Annotated in this window: 19 protein-coding genes; 10 read left to right on the top strand and 9 right to left on the bottom strand. The window is 69.8% G+C overall.

Annotated features, from left to right (window positions below):
• Positions 1-97: 97 nt before the first annotated feature.
• Together AB0H86_RS09920 and AB0H86_RS09915 are read right to left on the bottom strand one after the other, a co-directional pair.
• The gene (locus tag AB0H86_RS09920) at positions 98-1,759 is read right to left on the bottom strand and encodes an FAD-dependent monooxygenase (protein WP_362435186.1); all 1,662 of its coding nucleotides are present in this window, start codon (positions 1,757-1,759) and stop codon (positions 98-100) included.
• Positions 1,760-2,013: 254 nt separating this feature from the next.
• Positions 2,014-2,145, bottom strand: a complete 132-nt coding sequence (locus tag AB0H86_RS09915; RefSeq protein WP_362435183.1) for a hypothetical protein — start codon at positions 2,143-2,145, stop codon at positions 2,014-2,016.
• Between the two features lie 84 nt (positions 2,146-2,229).
• Between AB0H86_RS09915 and AB0H86_RS09910 the strand changes: the two genes are divergently transcribed.
• Positions 2,230-2,892: a helix-turn-helix domain-containing protein gene (locus tag AB0H86_RS09910; RefSeq protein WP_362435180.1), complete on the top strand. Its 663-nt coding sequence runs from the start codon at positions 2,230-2,232 to the stop codon at positions 2,890-2,892.
• Between the two features lie 10 nt (positions 2,893-2,902).
• Here the strand turns inward: AB0H86_RS09910 and AB0H86_RS09905 are convergent, their stop codons facing one another.
• The 3 genes from AB0H86_RS09905 to AB0H86_RS09895 all read right to left on the bottom strand — a co-directional run bounded on the left by AB0H86_RS09905 (position 2,903) and on the right by AB0H86_RS09895 (position 5,551).
• Positions 2,903-3,595 carry a GAF and ANTAR domain-containing protein gene (locus AB0H86_RS09905; protein WP_362435177.1) on the bottom strand — a complete coding sequence of 231 codons (693 nt, stop codon included), beginning with the start codon at positions 3,593-3,595 and terminating at the stop codon, positions 2,903-2,905.
• A 154-nt stretch (positions 3,596-3,749) separates the two neighbouring features.
• Positions 3,750-4,865, bottom strand: a complete 1,116-nt coding sequence (locus AB0H86_RS09900; protein WP_362435174.1) for a Gfo/Idh/MocA family oxidoreductase — start codon at positions 4,863-4,865, stop codon at positions 3,750-3,752.
• Positions 4,850-5,551, bottom strand: coding sequence for a ThuA domain-containing protein (locus tag AB0H86_RS09895; protein ID WP_362435171.1), 702 nt, complete (start codon positions 5,549-5,551; stop codon positions 4,850-4,852). The genes AB0H86_RS09900 and AB0H86_RS09895 overlap by 16 nt, the downstream gene beginning before the upstream one ends.
• Positions 5,552-5,943: 392 nt before the next feature.
• Between AB0H86_RS09895 and AB0H86_RS09890 the strand changes: the two genes are divergently transcribed.
• The 3 genes from AB0H86_RS09890 to AB0H86_RS09880 all read left to right on the top strand — a co-directional run bounded on the left by AB0H86_RS09890 (position 5,944) and on the right by AB0H86_RS09880 (position 8,686).
• A complete protein-coding gene (locus AB0H86_RS09890; RefSeq protein WP_362435168.1) occupies positions 5,944-6,933 on the top strand; it encodes an ABC transporter substrate-binding protein in 990 nt (329 codons plus the stop codon).
• Positions 6,934-7,070: 137 nt separating this feature from the next.
• Positions 7,071-7,997, top strand: a complete 927-nt coding sequence (locus AB0H86_RS09885) for an NAD(P)-dependent oxidoreductase (protein ID WP_362435292.1) — start codon at positions 7,071-7,073, stop codon at positions 7,995-7,997.
• A gap of 188 nt (positions 7,998-8,185) precedes the next feature.
• Positions 8,186-8,686 (top strand): hypothetical protein, encoded by a 501-nt coding sequence (locus tag AB0H86_RS09880; protein ID WP_362435165.1) that lies wholly within the window; start codon positions 8,186-8,188, stop codon positions 8,684-8,686.
• 137 nt (positions 8,687-8,823) lie between these two features.
• On the opposite strand, the gene AB0H86_RS09875 is transcribed toward AB0H86_RS09880, so the two are convergent.
• Positions 8,824-9,609, bottom strand: coding sequence for an IclR family transcriptional regulator (locus AB0H86_RS09875; RefSeq protein WP_362435162.1), 786 nt, complete (start codon positions 9,607-9,609; stop codon positions 8,824-8,826).
• 106 nt (positions 9,610-9,715) lie between these two features.
• Here AB0H86_RS09875 and AB0H86_RS09870 point away from each other — a divergent pair, with 106 nt between their 5' ends.
• The 4 genes from AB0H86_RS09870 (at position 9,716) to AB0H86_RS09855 (ending at position 14,180) form a co-directional block, all read left to right on the top strand.
• Positions 9,716-10,675, top strand: coding sequence for a 5-dehydro-4-deoxyglucarate dehydratase (locus AB0H86_RS09870; protein WP_362435159.1), 960 nt, complete (start codon positions 9,716-9,718; stop codon positions 10,673-10,675).
• Positions 10,676-10,811: 136 nt separating this feature from the next.
• Positions 10,812-12,149, top strand: a complete 1,338-nt coding sequence (locus AB0H86_RS09865; protein WP_362435156.1) for a gluconate:H+ symporter — start codon at positions 10,812-10,814, stop codon at positions 12,147-12,149.
• Between the two features lie 42 nt (positions 12,150-12,191).
• On the top strand, positions 12,192-13,520 hold the full coding sequence (locus AB0H86_RS09860) for an enolase C-terminal domain-like protein (protein ID WP_362435153.1): 1,329 nt from the start codon (positions 12,192-12,194) through the stop codon (positions 13,518-13,520).
• A gap of 60 nt (positions 13,521-13,580) precedes the next feature.
• On the top strand, positions 13,581-14,180 hold the full coding sequence (locus tag AB0H86_RS09855; RefSeq protein ID WP_362435150.1) for a DinB family protein: 600 nt from the start codon (positions 13,581-13,583) through the stop codon (positions 14,178-14,180).
• 44 nt (positions 14,181-14,224) lie between these two features.
• Here the strand turns inward: AB0H86_RS09855 and AB0H86_RS09850 are convergent, their stop codons facing one another.
• Positions 14,225-14,815: a TetR/AcrR family transcriptional regulator gene (locus AB0H86_RS09850; RefSeq protein WP_362435290.1), complete on the bottom strand. Its 591-nt coding sequence runs from the start codon at positions 14,813-14,815 to the stop codon at positions 14,225-14,227.
• Positions 14,816-14,971: 156 nt separating this feature from the next.
• Here AB0H86_RS09850 and AB0H86_RS09845 point away from each other — a divergent pair, with 156 nt between their 5' ends.
• Positions 14,972-15,991, top strand: a complete 1,020-nt coding sequence (locus AB0H86_RS09845) for an aldo/keto reductase (protein ID WP_362435147.1) — start codon at positions 14,972-14,974, stop codon at positions 15,989-15,991.
• Positions 15,992-16,043: 52 nt separating this feature from the next.
• On the opposite strand, the gene AB0H86_RS09840 is transcribed toward AB0H86_RS09845, so the two are convergent.
• A complete protein-coding gene (locus AB0H86_RS09840; protein WP_362435144.1) occupies positions 16,044-16,484 on the bottom strand; it encodes a VOC family protein in 441 nt (146 codons plus the stop codon).
• 91 nt (positions 16,485-16,575) lie between these two features.
• On the opposite strand from AB0H86_RS09840, the gene AB0H86_RS09835 reads away from it, so the two are divergent.
• Complete coding sequence (locus AB0H86_RS09835; protein WP_362435142.1) at positions 16,576-18,189, top strand: MFS transporter; 1,614 nt, start codon at positions 16,576-16,578, stop codon at positions 18,187-18,189.
• 14 nt (positions 18,190-18,203) lie between these two features.
• Here AB0H86_RS09835 and AB0H86_RS09830 read toward each other — a convergent pair whose 3' ends face one another.
• Positions 18,204-19,427 carry a hypothetical protein gene (locus AB0H86_RS09830; RefSeq protein ID WP_362435140.1) on the bottom strand — a complete coding sequence of 408 codons (1,224 nt, stop codon included), beginning with the start codon at positions 19,425-19,427 and terminating at the stop codon, positions 18,204-18,206.
• Between the last annotated feature and the right edge of the window lie 226 nt (positions 19,428-19,653).

Genomic DNA, 19,653 nt, shown 5'->3' with positions numbered 1-19,653 from the left:
GTCATCGAGGGCGTGCGGGCGCTGGCCGGCCGACAGCCATGGCTGTCGGCCGACACGTCTTGCCAGGGTCAGGTTGGTCAGGTCGGGTCAGGTGAGGTCAGGTCAGCGCCAGGGTCGTGGTCAGGACATGACGCAGTGTCGATTCGGCGTCCGGGACCGGACCCGGCGATCGCCAGGCCACGAACCCGTCGGGCCGGACGAGTACGGCGCCCCCGGGTGAGACGCCGTGGCGTTCCAGCCAGTCCGTGCCGTCCTCGGGTGTCAGCTCGGCGTCGGCCCCGGTCCCCACCCGGTACGAGGTGAGCGGGACGGACATCCGCTCCGCGAGACGGCTGGCGCACTCGTGCCACCCGCCCGGCTCACCGGCGTCGCTGAGCAGGACCAGGGACCGTTCGTAGAGGTCGAGGCTGGAGATCCGCTCGCCCCGGTGCCGTAGCCACAGGTGGGGTGCCCTGGTGCCGGGTTCCCCCGCCAGGGTGAGTTTCTCCGGGACCACCGGGGTCGTGGGATCGGTGCCCACGACGGCGCCGTTCGGGTAGCGGTAGCCGAGGGCCACGTTGAGAATGCCGCGCTGTGGCCCGCCGCCACCGCCGGCTGCGGGCGGTGGGGCGAAGCCGGGGTGGCTGTGCTCGGCCGACCGGGCGGCCGCGCGGGCGGTGGTCGCCTCCGCCACCGGACGGCGTTCGGCGTCGTAGGTGTCCAGCAGTCCCTCCCCTGCCCAGCCGTCGATCACCGCGGCCAGCTTCCAGGCGAGGTTGTGCGCGTCCTGGATACCGGTGTTGGAGCCGAAGGCCCCGGTGGGGGACATCTCGTGGGCCGAGTCACCGGCCAACAGGACCCGGCCTGACCGGTAGGAGCGCGCGACGCGTTGGGCGGCGTGCCAACGGGCCTTGCCGGTGACCTCCACGTCGAGGTCCGCGTCCCCGACCGCCCGGCGGATGTGGTCGGCGCAGCGCTGGTCGGTGAACTCCTCGATGCTCTCGCCGTGTTCGGGGTGCCAGGGGGCGTGGAAGACCCAGTTCTCGCGGTTGTCCACCGGCAGCAACGCGCCGTCCGCGTCCGGGCTGGTCAGATAGCAGACGATGAAACGCCGATCGCCCACCACATCGGCCAGACGGCGGGAGCGGAAGGTGATGCTGACGTTGTGGAACAGGTCGCCGGGGCCGCTCTGCCCGATGCCGAGCTGCTCCCGCACGGGGCTGCGAGGGCCGTCGGCAGCGACCAGATAGTCCGCGTGGATGGTGGTGTGCTCACCGGTCTCCCGGCTCTTGACGACCGCGGTGACGCCGGTGGGAGAGCTGTCGAACGACAGCAGTTCGGTGGAGAACCGCAGGTCGCCGCCGAGCTTCGCGGCACGGTCGAGGAGGACCGGCTCCAGGTCGTTCTGGCTGCACAGACACCATGCGCTCGGGCTGAACCGAGCAAGTCCGCCGCCCGGATCGATCTCGCGGAACAGCCACTCGCCCGCGTCACCGACCAGGGTGGGCGCCTGCAGGATGCCGTGGTTGTCGGCCAGCGTGGCCGCGGCCTCGTGGATCGCCGGCTCGACGCCCGCGACCCGGTACAGCTCCATCGTGCGTACGTTGTTGCCCCGCCCCCGGGGGTGGATGGAGGTGCCGGCGTGGCGCTCAACCAAGGTGTGCCGCACCCCCAGCCGGCCCAGGAACAGCGAGGTCGACAGCCCCACCAGGGAGCCGCCGACGATCAGGACCGGGACCTTGTGGATCATGCCGCCGGTCTCACCGGCTCTTTCGTTCATCACTCGCCTCCAGCGCGTCGTGTCCGCCGACCCGGCCGGGTTGCGGCCGCGGCCCTCATGTATGCCCCGCACGGTGAACGGCGGCTCAGGCTTCACCCGCTTACCCGGACCGGTTCGGCCGCGTCGCCGTGGTCCGCGAGCCGAGGCCCATCCCCAGGGGTGAGCGGCGTCCTAGGTCCACGTGCCGAGTCCGACTCGGACTGGGGGCGGGTCCCGGCCCCGGCCCGCGTCGCTAGCGTTGGGTTCAGCGACGATCAGCGGCAATCACGCGCGTGACGCCCCTTGGACGGGCGGCCTGCCCGATGACGCCAGTGGAGCGGATGGCTGATGCCGATGCCGATGCCGATGCCGTACCCGAGGAGAGCGATGCCCAGCAGCGGTGACACGTACCTCTGCACCTTCGACGTACTGGAGGAGGGTGCTCCCCGGCGGTCAGAGGTCCACGACGTGTGCCCGCCACGGGGTGATCGGTGACCGGGGCACCGGACGATGCCGTCGCCGAGCGGGCCGATGCCGCCCGCAACCGAGCCCGGCTGCTGGAGGCAGCCCGCGGCCTGGTCGGTGAGCGCGGCGTGGAGCACGTGACCATGGAAGCGGTCGCGAACGAGGCCCGCGTGGGAAAGGGCACCCTCTTCCGCCGGTTCGGCGACCGGGACGGCCTGCTGCGCGCCCTCCTCGATGAGGTCGAGGCGGAGTTCCACGAGGCGTACATCTCCGGACCCCCGCCCCTGGGCCCCGGCGCGTCGGCGCCGGACCGGCTGACGGCGTTCGGCTGCACCCTGATCGGCCGCATCGCCGCTTCCGAGGACCTGGGCGCCTCCCTGGCACGTCAACTCCGCCTGCGTAACCGCAATGCCTCCGACACGGGCCGTGCTTTTCACCGCCACGTCTCGACCCTGCTGCACGAAGCGGGAGTCGACGCCGACCATGACGTGCTGGCTCACGCCCTGCTCGCCTTCACGACCTTCGAGACGGCGGACTATCTGGGCCGTGAGTGCGACATCCCCGCCGAGCGCCTCCAGGCCACCTGGGCGGATCTCGTACGACTGGTGACTCGACCACCGCTGTGCGGGAGCCCGAACGGCGGTCGCGCCGTCCTGGTCCCGATGCCTGGGAGGGGCAGCGGGACGTAGTCGAACGACGTCAGAGTTGTTCGGTACGGTCGTCCCGGACACGTTGGGCGACGTCGCGCAGCTTGAGGTTGTGCTCCTGGGAGATGGCGCGCAGCACGTTGAAGGCGTCGTCCTCACTCAGCCGGTGGCGTTCCATGAGGATGCCCATGGCTTCGCCGATGCCGTGCCGGGTGTGCATCGCGTGCTCGAGCTGGTCGATGGTGCGCGCGCTGGACAGGGCCACGGCGGCGTGCGAGGCCAGCAGCCAGCCGGCCGTTTCGAACTCATGGGTGAAGGCGCCGGGACGCCGCGCGTACAGGTTCAGCGCACCGAAGTCCTCCTTGTCGGTGTACAGCAGTACGCCGGTCATGCTGCCGATCCCGAGGTCGCGGGCCGCCTCCGCGAACCGTGGCCAGCTCGGCTGGGGGTCGTTCATGTCCTCGATGCGGTACGCCCGCTCGTCGGCGGCGCCGCGGGCCAGGTCGAAGCACGGTCCCTCACCCAGTTCTCCCTGCAACCGGTCGCTCTCCCGCACCCCCTCCCCGCAGGCGGAGAGCGTCACGGCCTGCCCCTTGCGCACGGCGAGGATCCCGGCGGCGTCACAGCCGGTGACCAGCTTCACGGCCGACGCGGCGATCTCGTCCAAGGTCTCCGACACCGATTCCTTGGTCAGCAGCTCGCGCGCGAGCTCCGCCATTTGCTCGGCGAACTCTCGCCACTCCATCTGTCACCGTCCGGCCTCGGTCGCCATGCGCGTCAGTCCACCCTCCGGACCCGTACACCTTGACCGTACTCGCCGTAGCGTGCGAACGGGTCGGCGGCGGGACCTGGGCGCGGGCCGCGGCCCGCCCACCTGCACGGACGCGGGGGTGCACGCGTCAGCCGGAGCGCGTCCCGGAAGCGTCGGGGCCGAGCGACTGGAGGTGCACGGGCCGAGGCCGCTCCGCCGTGCTCGTGACATGCACCCTTCGGTCGGTGGCGGCGGAGTCGAGGACGGATTCCATGATGTCCAGCACGTGGTACCCGAGGACGCCTCCGGCCCGCGGTTCCGCGCCGGGCGGTGTCAACGCCAGGTCGGCGACGCCGTACCCCCTGCTCGCGTCGCGGTACCCGGCGGACACGGGAAGGGTCTCCCATCCCTCGCCGTGCAGGCGGTGCCAGCGCACCTCGCCGGCGAAGTGGTTCGGGTCGGGGAGTACGAGAGAGCCGGTCTCGCCGTGGACCTCGATGTTCGCCGACTTGGTGGCGACGGCGTCGAAGCTCATGACCAGGGTCGACAGCACGCCGGACGCGTGCGTGAGGACGCCGGTGACATGGGTGCCGGTGCTGACCGGTATCGCCTCTCCGCCGCGCGGGCCGGACGCGATGACCCTGGTGGACCGGGTGCGGCTGGTGGTCCCGAACACGGAGACGACCGGTCCGAGCAGCGTGACCAGGGCGGACACGTAGTAGGGGCCCATGTCCAGGAGCGGGCCGCCCCCGGGCTGGTAGTAGAAGTCCGGGTTCGGGTGCCACAGTTCGTGACCGGGGACGACCATGGTGGCCGTCGCCGCGACGGGAGTGCCGATGAGGCCCCGGTCGATGGCGGCACGGGCGGTCTGGACGCCGGTGCCCAGGACCGTGTCCGGAGCACAGCCCACGGCGACGTGCGCCTTCGCCGCCGCGTCGAGAACGGCGCGGGCCCGCTGGGTGGTGGACGCGAGCGGCTTCTCGCCGTAGACACTCTTTCCGGCCGTGATCGCCTGAAGGGCGATCTCGTCGTGCGCGTCCGGGACGGTCAGGTTGACCACCAACTCGACGTCGGGGGCGGCCAGTAGCTCCGCGACCGTGACGGCTCTGACTCCGGCACGGCCGTCGGTGGCCGCCGCGGCACGGTCGGGGGCGAGATCCGCGACGGCCACCAGGTTGACGGCCGCCAGCCGGTCGAAGCTCGCGAGGTACTGGCCGCTGATGACCCCGCAGCCGATCACACCGACGTTCAGCGGCTCGCCCACAGCAGTCCTCTTTCGATGACGGTCCGTACGTTGCGGTCCTCCAGGACCGGCAGGTGGTGTCCGGGAGTGGCGACGAACACCCTGCCCTTGCCCCATCGTCTGGTCCAGATGGCCGGGGACACCACGGGCCGGTTCCAGGGTTCCCACTCCCGTACCCGCTGGGTGGTGGTGGCCAGGACGTCGATGTAGTCGTCGCAGAGGACCCAGTACTGCTCGGTGACGAGTTCGAAGTCCCCGATGCCGCGGGTGATGGGGTGGTCGGCGGCCGCGGGCAGCATGGTGACGGTGTGGGAGACGTAGTTGTCGGACTGCTCGCCGGTGCGTTCCGACGGCCGCACGCCCGGGTGACAGGCGAACTGGCCGCCGATCAGGTGCAGGTAGTCGGAACTGCCGCGGTAGGAGTCGGCGATACCGCCGTGCCATCCCGCGAGACCGGTGCCCGCCTCGACCGCGGCGCGCAGGCCGCGCAGTTCCGCTGCCTCGATGGTCGACATGGTCACGCACTGCACGATCAGGTCGACGCCGGCCATGAAGGACGCGTCCGCGTAGACGGCGGGCGACTCCTCGACGCGTACGTCGTACCCGTGGTTCTTCAGATGGGGTATGAACAACTCGGTCGCCTCGACCGGTTGGTGGCCTTCCCAGCCGCCGCGTACGACCAGGGCTTGTCGGCGGTGCTCAGTCAAACGATCTCCGTCCGGGCGCGTCGTCCCTACGTGTTTCCACGTCTGCCAGGTTCCGCGGATGCACGGTGGTTGCACAGGGAACCGAGATCCGAATTGACCCTAAGGAGCAGGTCAGGAAGCGTCAAGGACGGCGGACCGCGGAAGGCGTGGGCCGGTGCGCGCAGACCTGCAAAGAGCCCGGACCGGGAACCGGTTCGTCCAGCTCAGCGCCTGCTCGCCCCGGTGGCCGGAGCGTAGCGGCCCGAAAATCTTTCGCTTCCACACGGTCGCAGGCTCGGTTGTCCGGGGTGCTGACAGTCCGACATCAGGTGTGTAGATTGCGGCCGTCAGTAAAATGCACAACTTTATCCATGCTGCCGCTTCGCACCCGTGCTTTCCGCCAGGAGGAGCCCATGCAAAGGCGCGTTCTCGGCCTCGGAGCAGTGCTCGCCAGCGTCACCGTCACCGTCATCGGCTTGGCCGGGTGCGGGTCTTCGGACTCGGGGACGAGTGGTTCGACCTCCTCGAACGGCGACAAGACCACGACGGTCAAAGTCGGCGTCATTCCGATCGTCGACGTGGCACCGCTCTATCTGGGGCAGCGGAAGGGCTTCTTCGACAGCCGCGGCATCACGCTGGAGATGGTGAGTGCCCAGGGCGGCGCGGCGATCATTCCCGGAGTGGTGAGCGGGCAGTTCCAGTTCGGGTTCAGCAACACCACGTCGTTGATGGTCGCCCAGGTCAAGGGAGTTCCGGTCAAGTCGGTGGCCAACGGCGCGGCCTCCAACGGCAGGATCGGCGCCGATGTCACCGGTGTGGTGGTCAGGAAGGACAGTCCGATCAAGACCGCCAAGGACCTGGCCGGACGCACGGTGGCGGTGAACACCCTGCAGAACATCGGGGACACCACGGTGCGCGAGTCGGTGCGCAGGGCCGGCGGTGATCCGGCCGAGGTGAAGTTCGTCGAGATCGCGTTCGACCAGATGCCGGCCGCGGTGGACGGCGGACGCGTGGACGCCGCCTGGATGGGGGAGCCCGCGCAGACGATCGCCAAGGCGCAGGGCGCCCGCGTCGTGGCCTCGCCGTTCGCCGAGACGGACCCGAGGCTCACCGTGGCGACGTACTTCACCTCGACGCGGCTCACCCAGCAGAACCCCGGCCTGGTACGGAAGTTCACCGAGGCGATGGCCGAGTCCCTGCGCTACGCCTCCGACCACCCCGACGAGGCGCGCCAGGTCCTCACCACCTACACCAAGATCAGCGGCGACGTCCTGAAGCGGCTCACGCTGCCCAGCTGGCCGCCGGACGTCGACATGGCCTCGCTGGATAAGCTGGCCTCCCTCGGCGAGAAGGACGGCCTCTTCGGGGAGAAGAAGCCCGATCTGGACGCCTTGTTCTCGTGAGTCCCCGCCACTTCTTGTGAGCCTTCGCTGTCCGACCAGGCCCCGGGTCTCCGCCCGGGGCACTCTCGTGATGTCACAGACCCCGGGACTGTTCCGTCAAGGTGGTGAGAGGCAATTCTTTGCTGGTCAGGAAGGTGATGGTCATGCGGGTGTTCGTGGCAGGCGGGACCGGGGCGCTGGGCCGGCGGCTGGTGCCGCAGCTCGTGGCGAGGGGCCACCAGGTGACGGCTACGACGACGAGCGCGGCCAAGTCGGCGTCGCTGGAGCGGCTGGGCGCGGCCGCCGTCGTGATGGACGGGCTGGACGCGGTGTCGGTCGGTGCGGCGGTGGCCGAGGCACGGCCGGACGCGATCGTGCACCAGATGACCGCCATCGCCGGCAAGCCCGACCTCAGGCACATGGACCGCTGGTTCGCCACCACGAACCGGCTGCGCACCGAGGGGACGGACCACCTGCTGGCCGCCGCCGAGGCGACCGGGGTGACCAATGTCGTCGCGCAGAGCTACGCATGTTGGAACGGCATCCGCGAGGGCGGCTGGGTGAAGACCGAGAAGGATCCGCTTGACCCGTTGACGGGGACGACGGCCCGCCCGGTGATGGAGGCGATCAGCCATGTCGAGGACGTGGTCGTCCGGGCCGGCGGCGCGGTCCTGCGATACGGCGGGTTCTACGGGCCCGGCGCCACCGACGACCAGGTGGAGCTTGTGCGCAAGCGGCAGTTCCCGCTGGTCGGGGGCGGCACCGGCTACAGCTCGTGGGTGCATCTCGACGACGCGGCGAGCGCCACCGTCCTGGCCGTGGAGCAGAAGGCGAGGGGCGTGTTCAACATCGTCGACGACGAACCCGCACCGGTCGGCGAGTGGCTGCCCCATCTGGCGGCGTGTGCGGGTGCGAAGCCGCCGATGCGGGTTCCCAAGTGGCTGGCCCGGCTGCTGGCCGGGGAGGTGGCGGTCGTGATGATGACCGAGGGGCGCGGCTTCTCCAACGCCAAGGCCAAGCGGGAGCTCGGCTGGGAACTGCGCTATCCCTCGTGGCGGCAGGGCTTCCGGGAAAGCCTCGGATGACCCGGGTCCCGACCGACGTCCTGCACGCCAAGGTCATCAACACCTTGACGCTCGACATCCTCGACGGACGGGTCCGCACACCAACCGTGTCCCCGGTCCGGACGCTATCCCGACGGCGCCGTGTTGGGGCACACTGCGTGCGGTACCCATAGTGTCCGGTGTGTTCCTCTGCGTGACAGGAGAATCCTGTGTCGTTACCCCGTCACTGCGTCCTCGCGGCCGTCGCCTCATCGGCTTTCGCCCTGGTGGGGCTGACGGCTCCGGCCGCCACCGCGACTCCCTCCGCCATGGCCGCGGCTCCCTCCGCCGTCGCCGCGTCGGCCGCCGACGCGGCCAGGGCGGCCGCCTACCCCACCAACTCCTTCGACGTCACATACGGCGCCACCTACACCCGCGGCACCCTCATCTGGCAGAACCGCTCGGTCGGTGTCTCCGGGAACCAGCGAGCCGTCAGCACCAGCGGGTGCCGTAAGACGTTCGTGTACACCTACGACGCGAGCGTGAACGAACTGGGTGTCAGGAGCAGCAGCGCGGTCTGCGACGGGGTCGCGCCGATCGCGTTCAGTGTTCCCGCCGATGTCGCCGGTGGGGCCGCCTTCGTCTCCGTCTGTCTCACCGACGGAGCGGCCGCTCCGCTCAAGTGCGTGGCCTATGCCCGATCCGACGCGACGGGAGTTTCAGGCCGTTGACCGCTGTCTGAGTCAACTGGCCGGAGAGGCACGGAAGTTCCGGAGGGCCGCGGCGGCGACATCGGCGGCGACATCGGCGGCTACGAGACCCGCGGCCGCGTCGCCGTCGACGGCCGCGCGGTCACCGTCGCCCGGACTCAGCGCCAGTCGGGTGCACCGGTGACGGGCGGCAGGTGGCCCTCGATCTCCGCTCGTGCGTCCCGCATGACGGCCACGACGCGGACCTCGTGTGCCCGGGTGAGCCGGGCCACCGGAACCGAGCAGCTGATGGCGTCGGTGGCCGGCGTGTCGTACCGCAGGGCGAAGCCGAAGCCCACGATGCCGGTCACGGTCTCCTCGCGGTCGATGGAGTAGTCGCGCTCGCGCACCTCCGCCAGGTCCGCGAGCAGGGCGGCACGGCTGGTGTGCGTGTTCTCCGTGAGAGGGGTCAACGGCCCGTCAGGGAACGGCAGTTCGTCGTCGGAGCGTTCCGCGAGCAGCGCCTTGCCGAGGGCGCCGGCATGGGCCGGGACCCGGCGCCCGACGCGGCTGATGGTGCGCAGGTACTCGTGGGACTCCCGGGTCGCGAGGTAGACGACGTCGCAGCCGTCGAGCCGTGCCATGTGGATCGTCTCGCCGAGCGCGTCCGAGATCTCGTCGAGGTAGGGGCGGACCACGCGGATGCGCCGGTCGCCGTCGAGGTAGCTGGTGCCCGTGAGGAGCGCGCGGATGCCGATGCCGTAGAGGGAACCGGTGGCGTCGGAGCGGACCCAGCCGCAGTCGACGAGGGTCTGGAGCAGCTGGTACATGCTGCTGCGCGGCACATCGAGGTCCTCGGCGAGTTCGTCCAGGCGTGAGGGCTGTTCGCCCCGGGCGGCGAGCAGTTCCAGCAGCGCGACGGTCCGGGCCGCGGACTTCACGCCGCGAACGCCTCTGCTCTCCATGGCGCCCATCGTAAATCCGGGCCCGCACACCCATTGACCCATCCTGTTCACCAACCTAGCCTCCATCTGCATACGTAGACGTCGTCTGCATGGAGAGACAGGTTTCATGACAGAGAACAGCGCGGAGGTCGATGAGGCTGTCCGACGACTCCGTGACGGAATGGCGCGCGGGGTGCTGTCCTTCCCCCTCACGAGCTTCCGCGACGACGGCGGCCTCGACCTGGACTCGTACCGGTCGTACCTGACCGACCGGCTGGCCACCGCGCCCGGCGCGGTGTTCCCCGCCTGCGGGACCGGAGAGTTCTTCTCGCTGGACGAGGACGAGTACCGCGCCGTCGTCGAGACCACGGTCGAGGTCGCCGGCGGGCGGCTGCCGGTGGTCGCGGGCATCGGGTACGGCTGGGCGCAGGCGCTGCGGTTCGCCCGTATCGCGCAGGACGCCGGCGCGGACGCGGCGCTGCTGCTGCCCCACTACCTGGTCACCGCCCCGCAGGACGGCCTGGTGGAGCAGGTGCGCCGGATCGCCGCCGGTACCCGGCTGCCGCTCATCGCGTACCAGCGCGGTCAGGTCGACTTCACCGCCGACTCGGTGCGCCGGATCGCGGAGATCCCCGGCGTCGTCGGCCTCAAGGACGGCCACAGCGACCTCGACCGGCTCCAGCGCCTCACCCTCGCCGCCCCCGACGACTTCCTGTTCTTCAACGGCGCCGCCACCGCGGAGATCCAGGCCCGCGCCTACGCCACAGTCGGCGTCCCCGCCTACTCGTCAGCCGTCCACGCCTTCGCGCCGGAGATCGCGAACGCCTTCTTCGCCGCCCTGCGGGACGGCGACGACGCGGGCGTGACCAAGCTCCTGCGCGAGTTCTACATCCCGCTGGTCGAACTGCGGGACCGGGTGCCCGGCTACGCCGTCTCGCTGGTCAAGGCCGCCGCCCGGCTGCGTGGTCTCCCGGTCGGCCCGGTGCGCGCCCCGCTCACCGACCCCGGCCCCGACGACCTCGCCGACCTGGAGAAGGTACTGGACCACGGCCTGAGCCTGGTCGGTGCCGTACGACAACCCGCCTGAGCCCTGCCCGACACACGCACAGGCGCCCCTCGTACCTCCCGGACGACCCCGGATGACCGTTGCACCCGCCGGATGACCGCACGGCCCGGACGACCGGACCGATGCGCCACCCATCTCAGTTCAAAGGGGAACTGACATGCCTCTCCTCGTAGTCGGGATCAGCGTTCTGATTCTGCTGCTCCTCATGACCAGGCTGAGACTCAACGGGTTCGCGGCCCTGCTGCTCGTGGCGGTCGGCGTGGCGCTGGTCCGGGGCATCCCGGTCGCGGACATCCCGGACATCCTCTCCGAAGGCATCGGGGACCAGATCGGTGACACCATGCTCACCATCGGACTCGGCGCCATGGTCGGCCGGGTCATGGGGGACTCCGGCGCCGCGCAGCGGATCGCCGGCAAACTCCTCGACGCCTTCGGCCCGCGCTGGGTGCAGGTCGCGATGGTGGTCACGTCCATGCTCATCGGCGTGACCATGTTCTACGAGGTCGCCTTCATCATCATCGTGCCCATAGCGTTCACGTTGGTCAGGGTCACCGGGGCGAAACTGCTGTGGGTAGGGCTGCCGATGTCCATCGCCCTGTCCACCATGCACAGTTTCCTGCCGCCGCACCCCGGCCCCACCGCCGTCGCCGCGACCTTCCACGCCTCCGTCGGACTGACGCTGTTCTACGGCCTGTTCATCGCAGTCCCGGCCGGTGCGCTCATCGCTCTGGCCTGGCCTCGGCTGCCGTTCATCAGGGCGATGGACCCGTCCATCCCCAAGGGCCTCGTCAGCGACCGGGAATTCACCGACGAGGAGATGCCCGGCCTGGGCTGGTCGCTGTTCGTGGCGCTCTTCCCCGTGGTGCTGATCGTGGCCGCCGCGGTGACCGACATGACCACCTCCGGTGACACCCCGTTCCTGCATGTCGTCGCCTTCATCGGCTCGGCGCCGATCGCGCTGCTGCTGGCCCTGTGCCTGGCGATCTGGGCCTTCGGCCCGCGGATCGGCCGGAGCCTGACCGACGTCAGCGCCTCCTGCACCTCCGCGGCCCAGGCGATGGCGATGATCCTCCTGGTGATCGGGGCCGGCGGCGCCTTCAAGAACGTCCTCGTCGAAGGCGGGATCTCCGACTACATCAAGGACGCCACCGACAGTTGGTCCATCTCGCCGATCATCCTCGCCTGGCTCATCGCCGTGATCCTCCGTGTGGCGCTCGGCTCGGCGACCGTCGCCGTCGTCACCGCCTCCGGCGTGGTCCTGCCGCTCCTCGCCGGCAGCGGCGTCCACCCCGAGATGATGGTGCTGGCCGTCGCCTGCGGCTCCATCGCCTGCTCCCACGTCAACGACCCCGGATTCTGGCTGTTCAAGGAGTACTTCAACCTCTCCGTCATCGAAGCGATCAAGGTCCGCACCAGCTATACGACCGTGCTCGCCGTCCTCGGCCTCGGCGGCGTCCTGGCGGCCGAGTGGGCCCTCGACGTCCTCAGCCTCTGACCACGGCCCCTCTCACCCTCGTACGCAAGGACTTCTTTGAGCATGAGTCAGCCGACCGTCACCACGTTCTCCGTCTATCCCGTCGCCGGCCGGGACAGCATGGAGCTGAACCTCTCCGGCGCCCACGGCCCCTACTTCACCCGCAACATCCTCGTGCTCACCGACTCCGAGGGGCGCACGGGGCTGGGGGAGGTGCCCGGAGGGGAGAAGATCACGCGGACGCTGCGCGAGGCGGAGTCCCTCGTCGTCGGCGCGAAGGTGGGCGACTACAAGCGGGTTCTGCGCGAGATCGGGGAGGGCTTCGCCGACCGTGACGCCGGCGGACGCGGGGCCCAGACCTTTGACCTGCGCACCACCGTCCACGCGGTCACGGCCGTCGAGTCGGCGCTGCTCGACCTCCTCGGACAGCACCTCGACGTGCCGGTCGCCGCCCTCCTCGGCGACGGACAACAGCGGTCGTCCGTACGGGTGTTGGGCTACCTCTTCTACGTCGGCGACCCCGACCGCACCGATCTGGAGTACGTCCGCGAGCCCGACTCGGACGTCGACTGGTACCGCGTACGGCACGAGGAAGCCCTGTCCGCGGAGGCGATCGTCCGACAGGCGGAGGCGGCCCATGAGCTGTACGGCTTCCGCGACTTCAAGCTCAAGGGCGGTGTCCTGGAGGGCGCCGAGGAGGTCAGAGCCGTACGGGCCCTCAAGAACCGCTTCCCCGAGGCCCGGATCACCCTCGACCCGAACGGGGCGTGGTCGCTGCGCGAGGCGATCGAACTCTGCCGGCCCCTGACCGGCACGCTCGCCTACGCGGAGGACCCCTGCGGAGCCGAGGACGGCTACTCGGGACGGGAGATCCTGGCCGAGTTCCGGCGCGCCACCGGCTTGCCCACGGCGACCAACATGATCGCCACGGACTGGCGGCAGATGACGCACGCCCTGGCCCTGCAGTCGGTCTCCATCCCGCTGGCGGACCCCCATTTCTGGACCATGCAGGGTTCCGTACGCGTGGCCCAGCTGTGCAACGCGATGGGTCTCACCTGGGGTTGCCACTCCAACAACCACTTCGACATCTCCCTGGCCATGGTCACCCACTGCGGAGCCGCGGCCCCGGGTGAGTACAACGCCCTGGACACCCACTGGATCTGGCAGGAAGGCCTGGAACGGCTCACCATCAACCCGCCACGCATCATCGGCGGCGAGATCGCGGTACCGGACGCCCCCGGCCTGGGCATCCAGCTCGACATGGAGCGGCTCCTCGCGGCGCACGCCCTCTACCAGGAGAAGGCGCTGGGGGCACGTGATGACGCCGTCAGTATGCAATACCTCATCCCCGGTTGGGAGTTCAGCAGCAAACGCCCCTGTCTCGTGCGCTAGCCAGGAGAGGCGAAGCCGCCGCCGTGCCCGATTGTCAGTGCCGGATGCGAGACTGCCGGCGTGATCGAATCCAACGCGAAGGCGGACCTTCTCCACTACCTGCGAGCTGCCCGGGAAGCCCTGGTGTGGAAGCTCGACGGGCTCTCGGAATACGACATCCGCCGCCCTCTGACGCCCACCGGTACCAACCTCCTGGGGCTGGTCAAACATGCCGCGAGCGCGGAGTTGGGGTACTTCGGCGACACGTTCGGACGGCCGTTCTTCACCGAGGACCCGCCGCCCTGGTGGTACACGCAGGACGCCGAACCCAACGCGGACATGTGGGCCACGGCGGACGAGTCACGTGAGGACATCGTCGGGCTGTACCACCAGGCATGGGAGCACTCGGACAGCACGTTCGCGACGCTGCCGCTCGACGCGGTCGGCCACGTGCCGTGGTGGCCGGAGGACCGACGAGAGACGACACTCCACCACCTCCTGGTGCGCGTACTCACCGACACCCACCGCCACGCCGGCCACGCGGACATCGTGCGAGAGCTCATCGACGGGGCCGTCGGATGGGGAAAGGAGAAGCGCGACCTGCCTGCGGGCGACCAGACGTGGTGGGAGACCCACCGTCGTCGCCTGGAGAACGCGGCACGACAAGCCGACAATGGCTGACCTTCTCCGGCGAGCGGACCGTCTGTACCGCGCCGTGACTCTGGTCAGTGCGGTCGACGTAGTCCCGCGATGAGGAGTTCGACCAGTCGACGTGCGTCGTAGCGGGGGTCGGTGTCCGCGCCGATGCAGAGGTTGCCGACGCCGCGCATGAGTTCGTAGGCCTGGAGGTCGGAGCGGATCTCGCCGGACTCGGCTGCGGCGTCGAGCAGTTGGGTGCACACGGGCACGAGGCGGTCGAGGAAGTAGGCGTGCAGCGTGTCGAAGCCGGCGTTGTCGGACTGCAGTACGGCGGCGAGTCCGTGCTTGGTGACGAGGAAGTCGACGAAGAGGTTGATCCACTGCCCCAGGGCGGCGTGCGGAGTCGCGCTCGACGCCAGCAGAGCTGGACCGGCCTCGGCGCAGGCGTCGACCTGGTGCCGGTAGACGGCGATGATGAGATCCGCCCGCGTCGGGAAGTGGCGGTAGATCGTGCCCAGCCCGACGCCGGCCTCGGCCGCGATGTCCCGTACCGGCGCCTCCACGCCTGACGTCACGAAGACCGCGGCGGCCGCGTCGAGCAGAGTCTCCTTGTTGCGCCGGGCGTCCGCCCTCTTGGACTGGGCCGCTTGCCCCGCGTTCACGTCGCTGTCGTTCACCACGCCACCCTCTCCGTTGTCGAGCTTGCCAAAACGGAACAATGTTCCGTATCGTTATCGGAACGAGGTTCCGTTTGCTCATGGTGTCAGAGCAGGGGCCCGGCAACCAAGTCATGCATTGGCACCACGGTTCATTCGCAATGGAGGAACACGATCATGCAGTACCGCACCTTGGGCCGCACCGGTGTGCAGGTCAGCTCCCTCGCGCTCGGCGCGATGAACTTCGGTGCGATCGGGCGCACCACCCAGGACGACGTCACCGCCATCGTCGACGCCGCTCTGGAGGGCGGGATCAACGTCATCGACACCGCCGACGTGTACAGCGGCGGCGAGTCGGAGGAGATGGTCGGCAAAGCCATCGCCGGCCGCCGCGACGACATCGTGCTGGCCACGAAGGCGAGCTTGCCGATGGGGGACGAGCGCAACCATCAGGGCGGTTCACGCCGCTGGCTCGTCACCGAGCTGGACAACAGCCTGCGCCGGCTCGGTGTCGATCACGTCGACCTCTACCAGGTCCACCGTTGGGACCCGAGCACCGGCGACGAGGAGACCCTGTCGGCTCTGACCGACCTGCAGCGCGCGGGGAAGATCCGCTACTTCGGCTCCTCGACCTTCCCGGCGTACCGCGTCGTACAAGCGCAGTGGGCCGCCCGGGACAACCACCTGAGCCGCTACGTCACCGAACAGCCCAGCTACTCGATCCTGCAGCGCGGGATCGAGGCCGATGTGCTGCCCGTGACCGAGGAGTACGGGCTCGGTGTGCTGGTGTGGAGCCCGCTGGCCTCGGGCTGGCTGTCCGGCGCGATCCGTGCGGGCCGGGACATCACCACCAGCCGCTCCACGTTCATGCCGCAATGTTTCGACACCGCGATCCCCGCCAACCGGGCCAGGCTCGACGCGGTCGAGCGGCTGGCCGAGGTCGCCGACGAGGCCGGCCTCACGATGATCCAGCTCGCGCTCGGATTCGTGACCGCGCACCCCGCCGTGACCAGCGCGCTCATCGGCCCCCGCACGCTGGACCACCTGCACTCGCAACTCGCCGCCGCGGACACCGTGCTCTCCGCCGACGTACTCGACGCGATCGACACGATCGTCGCCCCCGGCACCGATCTCGCCGCACACGAGAAGAACGACACCCCGCCCGCGCTGCTCGACCCGGCACTGCGGCGCCGCTGATCGTCCTGGGGCCGCCCCCGCATCGGCTCCGGCAGTTCCGGAGTCGTGGTCATCACGCCGGCGCGGCCACCATCACCGGTTCGCCGATGCCGAGCAGGTTCCCCTCGCTGTCACGGAACCAGGCGGCGCGTTCACCGCGTGCGCCCTTGCTCGGGTAGTTCCCGTCGATCTCGGCGATCCCTTCCTTCGTCCGGAATCCAGGCACGTCGACCTCTTCGAACACCACAGCACGCCGCTTGAGTTCCGCCACGACCGTCTCGATGTCATCCACCTCCCACCCCATCTGGGTGAAGGCGCCGGTCGAGGCTCCCGTCGACGTGAAGAGGGCGAAATCCGTCCCTCCGCACCGGTACAACAGCCCACCGGGCCGTTCGTCGACGGGCTCCAGGCCGAGCCGCTCGGAGTAGAAACGCCGCGCCCGGTCCAGATCCTGGGCGGGCAGCCTGGTCGCCACGCGTCCCCGGGCCAGAATGTTTCTGTCGTCTGCGTTCATACCTCCACTGTGCCGTGAGTCCTGACAGGCGGCCGCCCGGCGGACGACGGGCGGCGTGCGCGCCATCCGGGAAAGAGGGAGAATTCCCCGCATGGCAGACATAAAGGGGCGTTCTGGTCCTGAGGTGGCCGTTTCCGACCCTGCTCCGTCCAACCAGACCTTGGCTCTCGCAGCGACGCTGTTCGCCGTGTCGATGACGTTCATCGACCAGACGATCGTCGCCATCGCCGCTCCGAGCATCGTGGACGAGCTCGGCCTCTCCGCGTCGGGGATGCAGTGGGTGATCAACGCGTATCTGCTCGCCCTGGCCGCGTTCTTCGCGCTCGGCGGCCGGCTCGCCGACATCCTCGGGCACCGCCGGATGATGGTGATCGGCACCCTGCTCTTCGTCGTCTCCTCGGTGCTGTGCGGCTGCGTCCCCGTCGACAGCTTCGCCCAGAGCTGGCTGATCGTCTTCCGCGCCACCCAGGGACTGGGCGCCGCCCTGATGTTCCCCGCCGCGCTCGCCGTCGTCGTCGCCGTCTTTCCGGTGGACAAGCGCGGCCGGGCCCTCGCCCTGTTCTTCGGTCTGTCCGGCTCCCTCACCGCGCTCGGCCCGCTCCTCGGCGGCTGGCTCACCGACTGGACCTGGCGCGCGATCTTCTGGGTCAACGTGCCCGTCGCGGTCATCGCCCTGGTCCTGACCGCGCTCGCCCACATCCCCCACCAGGTCCGCCGTGAACGCCTCGACGTGCCCGGCGCCGTCCTCGTCGCCGTCGGCATGGGCCTGGGCGTGCTGGGCTTGCAACAGGCGTCCGCCTGGGGCTGGAGCAGCGTCGCCACCTGGGCCTGCGTCATCGGCGGGCTCGCGGTGCTGGTGGTGTTCTGCGCGTACGAACTGCGCGTCGAGGAACCACTCATCAAGCTCCAGGTCTTCCGCGACAAGGCGTTCAGTGTCGACTCTGCCGTCCTGTTCTTCGCGATGCTCGCCTTCGTCCCGGTGTTCTTCTTCGCCTCGGTCTACGCCCAGATCTCCCTCAGCGCCTCCCCGACCCAGGCCGCGCTGTATCTCCTGTACTTCTTCATCGGCTTCGCTGTCGCCTCCCAGTGGGGCGGCCGGATTCTCGACAAGCGGGGCGCGCGGCCCGCGATGAAACTGGGTACGGCACTGGGTGCGGTCGGATTCGCGTTGTGGGCGGGCAAGCTGACGGACCTTTCGATGCACGACCAGTGGCTCTACGCCGCCCTCGCCGGCGCCGGTATCGGCTTCCTGCTCGCGCCCGCCTCGACGGACGCCGTCAACCGGTCCCTCAACGCCTCGTACGGTGAGGTCACGGGCATCACCCAGACCGTGCGCAACTACGCGGCGGCCGTGGGTCTCGCGGTGTTCGGCACGGTTCTGACCCATGTCACCACCAACAAGGTCGTCGAGACACTCCAGGCCAGGGGGGTGCCGGACGGCCCGGCGAGAGAGGCCGCCCGGGACATCTCCGAGGCGGTCACCGGCAACCCGGACGCCAAGACCCCGGCCGGGGAGGGACCCGTCGCCACGGTGATGCGTGACTCGATGAACGCCATCCGGATGGACTTCGCCGAGGCCAACCAGTGGGTGTTCTACGGCATGGCCATCGCGCTCGGCATCGGGTTCGTGTGCTCGCTGATGCATCCCGGGACGCGGGTCACGGACGAGGCGCGGACATCCCACAGGGTGCCGGTGGACCGTTGACGGCGCTTGACGGCTCAGCGCAAGGTGCGCACGAACACGTCCCCGATCAGGTTCGTGTCATCGGGCACCAGGCCGGGATAGTAGGAGTCGAAGACGGCCGTCGACTCGTCCGCGCTCAGGGTCGCCCGCCCCACGGTGACGGGGCTGCCGTCCTGCCCCGGTGACAGCAACTCCTCGTGGCCGGTGCGCAGATCGCGCAGGATCAGTCCCAGCGTCCTGCGGTCCGCGTCCGCCGTGTTGAGGAGCGGCTTCGAGCCGTTCACCGACAGATCCGACACCAGGGTGAGATCGGTGGGGGAGCGGCCGTCGTACCGCTGCAGCGTGCCGGTGCGCAGATCGCGGACGAAGGCGTTCCAGCCGTCGTTCGGATCGGTACCCGGGACCAGGTTGGTGGCCTGCGAGTTGAAGCCGACCGTGGAGCCGTCGGCACTCAGCACCGGAGCGATCGCCGACTTGTCGGCCGGCGCACCGTCATGGGTGGCATCGGCCCGCACGGTCCGCCCGGTCACCCGGTCGTACACCAGGATGTCGCCCTGGTCGTCGGCGGTCGGACCGGAATAGCCCTCCAGATAGGCGACCTTGCGGCCGTCGGCGCTCATCGAGATCTGCTGGCACTGGTGGAAGGTCTTCGAACCGTCCGAAGGCCGGCTGACCCGCCGCACCTGCTGCGTCCGGCGGTCCAGGAGCATCACCCGGCAGGCGAACGCGCCGTTCTCGTCGACGGTGGGCCGGGCGACGAAGGCGACGTACCGTCCACTCGCGCTGATCGGGGCGACGCCGTACGAGACGTGGTAACCCTCGTCCATCGCGGGCGCCAGGCGTTCGACGGATCCGGTGCGCAGGTCCATGACGTGCACGGAGGACGTCCCGGTCGTCGCCGAGTACGAGTTGAAGGTCAAGTGGTGTCCCGACTCGGACAGTTGAGGAGTCGATGTCGTCTCGCCCGGCACCACCACACGCTGCAACGGTGCGCCGGGAGCCGTCCGGTAGAAGACGCTGCCCCGCACGTCCGTGCCGGGCACCAGGTTGGTCGCCCCCGACGCGAAGGCCACGACGCGGCCGTCCGCGCTGACCACCGGTTCCACCGAGTGGCCGTTGCCGCTCGTGCCGTCGGGGGCCACGCTGATCCGTTCGGTCTGCGGGGCCAGGTCCCCGCTGGCCGCCCCCGCGGGCCCGGCGAGGCAGGTGAGGGCGACCGCCAGAACGGCGGTCATGGTGACGCGTAAGGCAGGTCTCATCAGATGGCTCCCCCTTCGTCCGGGCACGGCCACAGCCGCCCCCGTATCCCGTGCCCCCGGCCCTGTGCGGAGGGCTCACGAGGATGCACGTGATGAAAGCGCGCCGCCCGCCAAGGGTCAATGCATCCGCCCGCGACGATCCAACTCCTCGAGCACATGGCGCGAACAGGGCAGCCTTCGCACAGCCGGCCCGCGGGTGCTGTGCCGCGGGCCGGCCTGCGTGCGC

The sequence above is a fragment of the Streptomyces sp. NPDC050997 genome, assembly GCF_040660135.1.
Classification (GTDB): Bacteria; Actinomycetota; Actinomycetes; order Streptomycetales; family Streptomycetaceae; genus Streptomyces.
Note: the sequence above shows the minus strand (reverse complement) of the source record. Positions and strands in the feature narration are given on the sequence as shown.